Annotated in this window: 7 protein-coding genes; 3 read left to right on the top strand and 4 right to left on the bottom strand. The window is 63.9% G+C overall.

What is annotated here, in order from left to right:
* Nucleotides 1-200, bottom strand: a 200-nt coding sequence (locus ON27_RS41730; RefSeq protein WP_245560344.1) for an NAD(P)-binding protein, incomplete at its 3' end; no start/stop codon positions are given.
* On the opposite strand from ON27_RS41730, the gene ON27_RS45010 reads away from it, so the two are divergent.
* Both ON27_RS45010 and ON27_RS30220 read left to right on the top strand, forming a co-directional pair.
* Nucleotides 168-338: a hypothetical protein gene (locus tag ON27_RS45010; RefSeq protein WP_245560346.1), complete on the top strand. Its 171-nt coding sequence runs from the start codon at nucleotides 168-170 to the stop codon at nucleotides 336-338. The genes ON27_RS41730 and ON27_RS45010 overlap by 33 nt on opposite strands.
* A gap of 1,022 nt (nucleotides 339-1,360) precedes the next feature.
* On the top strand, nucleotides 1,361-1,900 hold the full coding sequence (locus ON27_RS30220) for a hypothetical protein (RefSeq protein ID WP_043735343.1): 540 nt from the start codon (nucleotides 1,361-1,363) through the stop codon (nucleotides 1,898-1,900).
* Nucleotides 1,901-2,032: 132 nt separating this feature from the next.
* Here the strand turns inward: ON27_RS30220 and ON27_RS30215 are convergent, their stop codons facing one another.
* The 3 genes from ON27_RS30215 to ON27_RS30205 form a co-directional block, all read right to left on the bottom strand.
* A complete protein-coding gene (locus tag ON27_RS30215; RefSeq protein ID WP_043735341.1) occupies nucleotides 2,033-2,884 on the bottom strand; it encodes a helix-turn-helix domain-containing protein in 852 nt (283 codons plus the stop codon).
* Nucleotides 2,885-3,253: 369 nt separating this feature from the next.
* A complete protein-coding gene (locus tag ON27_RS30210) occupies nucleotides 3,254-5,776 on the bottom strand; it encodes an ATP-binding protein (RefSeq protein WP_169334544.1) in 2,523 nt (840 codons plus the stop codon).
* Nucleotides 5,777-5,897: 121 nt separating this feature from the next.
* Nucleotides 5,898-7,922, bottom strand: a complete 2,025-nt coding sequence (locus tag ON27_RS30205; RefSeq protein WP_083887888.1) for a DEAD/DEAH box helicase family protein — start codon at nucleotides 7,920-7,922, stop codon at nucleotides 5,898-5,900.
* 256 nt (nucleotides 7,923-8,178) lie between these two features.
* On the opposite strand from ON27_RS30205, the gene ON27_RS45005 reads away from it, so the two are divergent.
* The coding region (locus ON27_RS45005; RefSeq protein ID WP_306306965.1) for a type I-E CRISPR-associated protein Cse1/CasA at nucleotides 8,179-8,475 on the top strand (297 nt) is incomplete at its 3' end.

Genomic DNA, 8,475 nt, shown 5'->3' with positions numbered 1-8,475 from the left:
AGGTAGTCGTGAATTGCCTGTTGGCTGGGAAAGCGTACTCGAGGATCTGTATACGGTTGGAAGGAGAACGAATACAGGTGGGAGGGAACATCGCATGTGCATCCGGGGTAGGTGTTTTCCCGCCACACCCCGCCGACTTCGGCCCCTGACTCGAAAATGAGGAATCGATGCAAGCCGGCGCTTTTGAGCTCTACCCCCATGCCGAGCCCACCGAAGCCGGCGCCTACGACCGCAACATCCAGATCGTGATCACCGGGCATCCTCAGACCGCCGGTCCGGTGAGGTCTGTGCCTGCCGTGCGGGTGTGCCGCGAGGGGGCCGGGATGCGGCCGTTGTGATAGGCGGCGATCAACATGAATGCGCCCTTTCGGTTTGGATGGCGATGAAGGTGTGCACGGTACGGGGGCGATTGCTTTCCGCGCGCGAGGAAGTGGTCGTGCTTGGTTGTGTGCACCATGCTAATTGAAATGCGCACGAATTCGACGGGGCTGCAGCAGGGTCTTGTCACACCTGAAGTGCGGTTCTATAAGACTCGCACCCGTTGTGTTATAACTGCGCATTATTTGACGCTCTTTTAGCGCGTCCACGTCGATGGAATATGTGTTGGCACAGTAAGTGTGAAACGAAATGCGGGCGTACAGGTCGGGTCGGATGCCGCCTTCGGTTCTGCTCTGACATCGGTCGACGCCGCATGGAATGTCGTCGGTGAAGGCATCCATGTCACCCCGAGGCCGGGACGGCGGGCGGCGGTCACCGTCACGACCGCGGAGTGGTCCTCGACCGGCTTCGCGCACAGCTGGTGGAAGTGGTGAAGGTCGCCCGGTGCGGAGTTGCTGCGGCATCGGGTCGGCCTCGTGCCTCCAGTAGGCGCCGATGCTGCTCGGTCGATGGTGCGGCGAGATGGCTCTCGAATCACCGCCGAGGTGTGCTCCGGCCGGGCGCCGCGGTGCGCACCCGATGCCCGGCGGTCCCCATCGGCTACGATGCACGTGCATTTGCACGCACATTGTGCAGGTCGCGCTTACAATCGGACTGCTCGCCTCTGTGCAACTTGTCTCGGTGCCAGGACCGAGGCTGGTGCCGCTACGGCTTAGAGAGTGCGCAGCAAACATTGAGCACTAGGGATGCCCACCAGATCGGGGGAGCGCATGAGAATGGTTGAGTCGTGGAAGATCTTGTGCTTCAGTACCATAGTCGGCGACATTGAGCCCTAGGGCAAAGCCTGCGGTGCGCAGTACTCGACGTGTGCACCGCGCCTGCAGTCCCAATGAAAGAACTGACAGCAAACCCCCTAGTGAAGTCGGTACCCATGCAGATTCACGCCTCACATCGGGCCGTTGAGCTCCCAGGGAATATCCCGGTGTCCACGAACCTGCCCCCGGCTTCGGCGGACTGCGAGGAGCAGACTCGCAACGTCTCGGTCAACATCGAGACGTGCGGTATCCCGTGGTGCGTAGCCTGCGTCATCTCCACCGACCTCGACGATCACCCGCATCGCCATCAAGACCAGGGCATCGCATTTGAGGTGGCCCATTCCCCTTACCGCCTGAGCATCGAGCGCTCATGTCGCGTCTACGGTGACGGATTGCGCTCGACAACCATCGACATCGTCTCCGACGATCGCAGCGGGTTCGGTGTTTGCGCGATCGAAGCGCTTCAACTCGCCGACCTACTGCACGACCCGGGAATGCACTATCAGCGCGAGTCTGTGATGGAACTGGCTGAAGCGCCGGGATTTCCGCTGATCGTCCGCACGAGCGAACTGCCTAGCAGCGATCCACGCGACTACCTGCTGCACATCACCCAGTATGGGTGTGAGGGCGAGTATTGCCGCCTCACCGCCACAGAACGAGAGATCCTCGGCACCATCCTGCGCGACCTCGGAAACAGCATGGCCTGAGTTCTCAAACTGACTGCGCGGCAGAAGGGATTGCACCCGCAGTCGTGCCGCGCGTTCGGCGCCGCGATTGATCGCCTCGCTGCTGGCGGGCTGCTGGGAACGGTCGTGATTGCGCGTCGCGCACGAGCGCGCCTACGCCATCGACGGGTGATGCGTGATGGTGGATCCGCCGAGCGGGGAACTGCTTGGCGCTGCCACCGTGACAGGCGGCGTCGCGAAGATCTCCAATTCGCCATGCGGGTCGTTCGGAAACCATGCCCGCTGAACGTAGTGGTCAACTGGGGCATCTGGATATGTGTCGCGCCGCACCGCAATCCGGTTCGTCGCGAACGATTGTGGTGGCGGCTCGTTTCGCCACATGTCATCGAATTCGGGCACGTGGCTGCAGCTAGACACGATTTCCTCGAGACGCTGCCCAGCGACACCGCGGGACCACAACCGCATCATGTACACCCAGCGATGAGCGAGTCTTTCCCAGTCGACGAACAGTTCCCGCGCCCGCCAGTCGGTCAGCATGGCTTCGACCATGTTCGCTGGGTGAGGAGAGTCGTAGGGCTGATGGGCGAACATCGGATAGACCCGAAGGCAAGCATTGTTGGCGTAGACGATGTCTTGCTCGGGCAGTGTCCGGTAGAGGGCCGGGTAGGGCATCGCTTCGATGACCTCGATGTCTTCGCGGGCGATTCTCAGAGGCCACGTGCGAGTTTGCGTGCCATACAAAGTGCCACTGCTGTTGAGCAGCGCCATCATCTTGCGCGTCTTCCAGGCTTCGGCACCGAGCACGTCACAGATCATCGCAAGATGCTTCATCAGTGGCCGGCGCGCGCCTTCCTCCCACTTGCTGTAGGAGGACACGGTGACACCCAGCATCCTCGCGACCTGCGCCTGCTTCTTGGCTCGGGCATCACGGAGCTCTTTGATCATCGAGCCGAGAACCTTTTGCGGTGGTTCGGCGGATGCCTCTTCGATGTATCCCCCGTTCACAGTTCCTCCTCAACGCCGACACGGTTGACCTAGCGCTCTCGCACCGCACGCGGATCGTCGGTGACCGTGATGCGCGGTGCTGCCGTGTACGAATCTTTCCCCCGGGCACCGGATTCGAAGTTGTGCGTGCACTACCGAGAAGTGGTTCACCGAACGTCTCGGCGGCGCCGGTGCGGGATCTTCAATCTGTCCAGCGGTCAACAAAGACCCTGGCACGCTGTTGGTGTGAGCTGAATAGGGACTTCCCTACGGCCCACCTACGCCGCCGCCTACGCGGCGACCTGCGACGATTTGGTCAGCCGACCTATTCCGTGGCGGTTTGGTGTGCCGGCCCGATGCCCAGTCTGAATTCTGCCGTGTGATCGGGCGTCAGGGCGTGGACTGCTGCGCGCTCCGGTCGTTGCCCGTCGGCCGTCGACTGCTTTCGACCGTCACCTGATCGATGACGTTGCGGGGAACATGTTCGATGATGCTGTCACGTGACGATACTTGCAGCTTGCGATGTATCGACTGGATCTGTGCATCGACAGTTCTGCGAGAAGTTCCTCGTCGCGTGGCGATTTCGGCATACTTCCATCCCGCTGCCGCAAGTACCGCCACCTGTTGTTCCGCGTCGGTCAACGTCCGCCAGACTGCGGTGAGCCGATCCACTGGGACCTCGACAGTCAATGTCCCTATCACCAGACCCTGCAATTCTTGGTGTTTCGTGCGGAGCTTGGTGCCTTGAGCTTCCGCTGCCGTGAACGCCTCGGGTCCGAGAGCTTCGCGGCCGACGACTCTGGCTTTCTGGGATTGCCGAGCGAAGGTGCCCATCGCCGCGATGTGAATACCCAGCGTCTTTCTCTGTGTCTTGGCCCAGCCGGCGAGCAGAGCGATCCTCGTGGCCAGCGCAACTCTGCTGCCCGGCTCCGCCGACGTGCTCACCATCTGTGCCAAGGCCCAGGTCGACAACTCGACCGACCACAACGATCCCCATTGGTCGCGGACCAGCTGTTGGCGTTCCAACGTCGCCTTGAGGACCGTCAGCGCTTCTGCGGGATTCCCGTGCTTGGTCAACGTCACTGCCCAAGGCAGCCCTGCCCAAGATTCCGCCCACAATGCTCCCGATGCGCTGGCGCTGTTTCGGCATTGCCGCGAGATTTCGTGGGCTTGCTGCGAAGTGCCGAGCAGCGCCGCAGCCAACCCCGCGAACATGCCCGCCATCATCGCTGCGCCGAAGTCGCCGTCGGCGAGAAACTTCTCGCGAGCTCTCACCAAGACAGCGATGGCCCGCGGATCTTCATCCGCCATGAACAGCTCTGTGCCCCACGCCAGCTCGAGGTAGGCGGGTAGGCCGAGGTCGGATTCTGGCTGCTTACGCCAATTCTTCGGTACACCGGGAAGAGCAGCGACGCACTGTTCGAGCATCAATTTCGCGTAGTCGGACTGCCCTTGGCGTAGCGCCAGCCACGCGATCGCGGCCTTGGCCGCGATGATCTGTTCGATCGGCTGTGGAGTCAGCCCGGAAATTGCGTCGAGGCAGCGCTCGGTCCAGTGCCTGATGTCTCGCATGGAGCCACGGACAAACGGCACCCGCAGCGCGATCAAGCCGCGGCAGATCTGCAGGCCAGCCATGGCCTGGCCAGGAGTCCGAAGACTGGTTTCGATGGCGATCAGGATGTTGTCCCACGCCGCGCGGGCCCAGTCCAGAAGTCGTTGTTCCTCCGGGCTGAACCAGTTGGCCGCTGCGTGGGCGACGCGGTCACGATAGTAGTGCAGGTGCCGCTTGGCCAGTTCGTCGACTTCTTCGGTGGAACGCTGCTGGAAGCGTTGCCATGCGAACAACCGCAGGCTCTCTAACAGCGAATATCGCACCGTGGTCGCGGTGATGTGACGTGACACCAGCGACCGGTCGGCCAGTCGGGTGAGTACCCCCGGGATGTCCTTCTTCGGCAGAATCGTCCCTGCGTCCCCGTCTGGGTCGTCCGCGCAGATCGCTTCGATCGCCGCCAGCTCGGCTCCCGCGTCGACCGCGATGTCGGTGACATCGTCAGGATGAGGGTCGAAGCCGGCGGCGAAGACCGACAGGCGCTCGAAAAGAAGGCGCTCCTGCTGGCTGCACAGGTCATAGGACCATTGGATGACGTCATCGACTCCGTGGTGTCTCTGATCGACCCCGACATGTGGGCCAGCCGACCAGTCCATCCTGCTGTCGTTTTCTCTCCCTGTCAGCGTCTGCAGGATCTCGGCCAGTGGTTGATGCCGCAACTGAGCGGCGGCCAGGCGGATGTGGAGGGGGTGGTTGTCGACGTGGCGGCAGATTCTCTCGGCGACCGCTTTGTCAGCGTCGCTGATCGGGCGATCAGCGAGCTCGGCGCGCTGCTGAAACAGCTCCAGGGCGTGTCGCTTGGACAACTGCGGAACGTTGATCAACTTCTCGTCGATCCAGCCGATCGGCTCGCGGCTGGTGGCCACGATGCTCAGGTCCGGAACGAAATCGAGGAGGTCGGCGACGATACGCCCGAGCACCGGAAGTACGTGCTCGCAGTTGTCGAGCACGAGGATCGTCCGCTGGCTAGCCGTTCCTGCGTCAGACAGAGTGTCGACCAGCGCCTGCCATGCTGATCGACCGGAGAAGTCGGCCTCGTTCACGGCGCGGGCGATACCTTCTGCCACCGCGCTGGAGGTCGATCTGGCGGGCAGGTGCGCCAGCCTCACCCACCGCACCTGTGCGCCAGAAGAATCGGATTTGCCGAAGCGGCGGACTGCCTCGGCAGCCAACGTGGTTTTTCCGATACCACCCGGGCCGACAAGCGTGATCAGCGCGGCCCCGTCGCGCAACAAGGCGTGGATTTGTTCGCACTCGCCCTGCCGGCCGATAAATATGTGGGTGGGTCTCGGCGCATGGCCCACCTTCCCAGCCCCTGGCTCGTACACACTCGGACTATATCGCCCACCTACGAAAAGACTGATTGTTCTCCAGCGTCTGCCGACCTCAGATGCGGATCGAGACATTCGCGCGACCGTGGTGGCGCTATGACTTGTCCGGCGGGAATTGGTGGGGCAGCAGCGTGGTGAGACGGTGGCGCTGAGCTGGGGTCAGGGTGCGGGTGCTGAGTCGGGCAACCCACTGGCCGACTTCGACGCGGGCGCCGGTGGCGGGATCGGTGCTGGCGTGCCACGGCTCGATGGTGGCAGCGCCGGTGCTGGCGAGGTGAGTCTCTACCAGATTGAGCCATTGGTCGACGCTACGCCGTGTCCTGGCCTTGCCCGGATCGTCGCGCCAGCCGGTGAGCAGGGGATCGGAGTCGAACAGATGCACGATGCGGTCGGGGACGCGACCGGTGGCGACGGCGGCGCGCAGGGAGGCGACGCGGGCGCCGAGTGGATAGCGGCCGTCGGGACTGGCTGGGTCGGGAATCCGAAGGCTGCGGCGAGGATGGACGCCGCGGCCGCGGGCGGCCCACCGCCGGTAGTGGTAGTAGACACGAATCCAGCCAGAGGTCGTGCGGCGCACCGTCCTCAACACGAACAGGTTGTGCAGCTCGGCAGGAAGGTCGCTGGTGTCGAACCGAATCCGATCTCGGACATCGTCGTCAGCGATATCGACCGGGCCACATTCGGCGGCTATGCGGTGCTGAAGCAGACTGCGGTAGAAGATCTCGTCTTCCTCGGCGAGAACGGTCAGTACCTGCCACGCAGCGAGGTATCCGGTGCGAGCAACGCGGTCCTCGGTGGAGGCTGTGTCGCCGGGCCGGTGCAGCACAGGCACGATGATCAGCGCGCGCCGGCCGGGACCGGAGGGGTGGGGGCGGACCGCGCGGCCGATGATCTGACCGATGTCGGCTGCGCTGGTCCGGGGGGCAGCGAACAGCACTGCATCGAGTGCGGGAATGTCGACGCCTTCGGCGAACAACTTGCAGTTGGAAACAACAACCAGATCCTCGCCCGGAGCGGCGAGGGCGTGGAGGGCAGCGGTGACGTGCCGGGAGTCGGATCCACCGTCGACGTGGAACGCCCGAACATTGATTTTGGTGGTTTTCGCCAATGCCCGCAGTTGCGCGGTCCACGTCCTCGAGGTGGCGATGCGGTTGTGGAACACCAACACCGAGCGCATGTGTGGGTCTCGTTCTGCTGCGCGCAGCAGTGCCAATTGGGCCGCGGCATCGGCGATGTCGAGATGTCGGTTGCGGGTGTTGTGATAGTCGGCGAGTAGTCGCAGCGCGGACGCCTCACGGATCGCGATCGTGGCGACGCGGTAGTCCGACAGGTACCCCGCGTCGATCGCGGCGCGAAGGCTCAACGGAGAGTGGACAACTCCGTAGTCGGCGAGCGAATCCATCGACAGCACTTCCACCGGGCCGACCCCAGCATCGTCAGGATCCTCTGCGTCGGCCGGGGCGACCAGGCGAACGGTGGCAGTGGTGAAGAGACGTCGATCGGCGGGCAGCGCCTGGTCGTCGAGAGGCAACGCCCATGGTTTGCCGCGCTCACCAGCAGTGTGGTGGGCTTCGTCATAGACCGCCAGATTCCACCGAGTGCTGGTGATTCGGGTGGCTTCGGTGACGACCCCCGCTGATGCGTAGGTGGCGATCACCAGGTGAGGCACCTCATCAGTGCCCAACGCGGCGGCGAGCAGGTCCGGATCCGTGGTGACCACGACATCGAGGTCAGCAGCTGCAGCCGCTACCGACAAGTCCTCAGCGTCGAGGCCGCCAGAAACGCCGGTGCGCGTGCCGTGGATGTGTGATCCGGTGGCGGGGGAGCAGTACTCGGCCGCGGCAGAAGAGCATACGGCGTGGAAGCGTGCGTCGGGGCGGGCAGCGCGCAGCACGGCAGCGGTCTGCACGACCAGCCGCAGAGTGGGTTCGAACACCACGATGCGCCGTGGCCAGGGTGAGCGTCTCAGCAATGCCGCCACGGTGATCGTCTTGCCGGTGCCCCACGGCATCGCCAGGGTGAGCCGCCGATGTCCAGCGTCGAAGGCCTCACCGATCCGGCTGACGACACTGGCCTGATAGTCCCGCAGCACCAGCGGAGCAGCGGAACTGGGCGGCACGCCCGAACTATACTCGGGCCGGGGTGATCCGCCGGTCCGCAGGCCGGATCCGGAATGCTAGCCAGGTCACACATCCCTCGCGGTGGTAGTCGATCAGGGTGAACGGTTCAAAGCCCAGCGCACGATCTCGCGGCGCCCAACGCTGACGCACCTCGACGCGGCCGTGCGCGCCCGCATCAGCCACCGGCGAACGGACACCACGCGCAGTCTCATCCTCGAATCCGTGCTCGCCGCTGCCTGGGTATTCTTGCAGCTCATGCTGTTTCGCCCGCATCGCCGCGGGTTGGCACCGAGCGTTGAGGGGCGAATGGATCTGAGGCGTGACCCATGGATAGAGGTCATCACCCGGGATGGGCCCGCAACCGTGTCACTGCAGGAGGCGGCGGCGAACCTCGGCGACATCATCGATGTGGCATCCGACGATCCCCTCGTCGACGCTGCGGTGCTGCGGCTGTTGCTGGCCGCCGACAGAGTATCGGACGGCGACATCCGCGGCTGGCTCGCCGACACCCGCAGGCAGTGGCGCTTGTTCGACTCCCGCACGCCGTTCTGG

It is taken from the genome of Nocardia asiatica NBRC 100129, assembly GCF_000308415.1.
GTDB lineage: Bacteria > Actinomycetota > Actinomycetes > Mycobacteriales > Mycobacteriaceae > Nocardia > Nocardia asiatica.
This window is presented reverse-complemented; position numbering and strand designations above follow the sequence as displayed.

Bases quoted from the DNA above. Each gene is read 5' to 3' on its own strand.
- ON27_RS45010 (WP_245560346.1), top strand. From the start codon at position 168: ATGCAAGCCGGCGCTTTTGAGCTCTACCCCCATGCCGAGCCCACCGAA.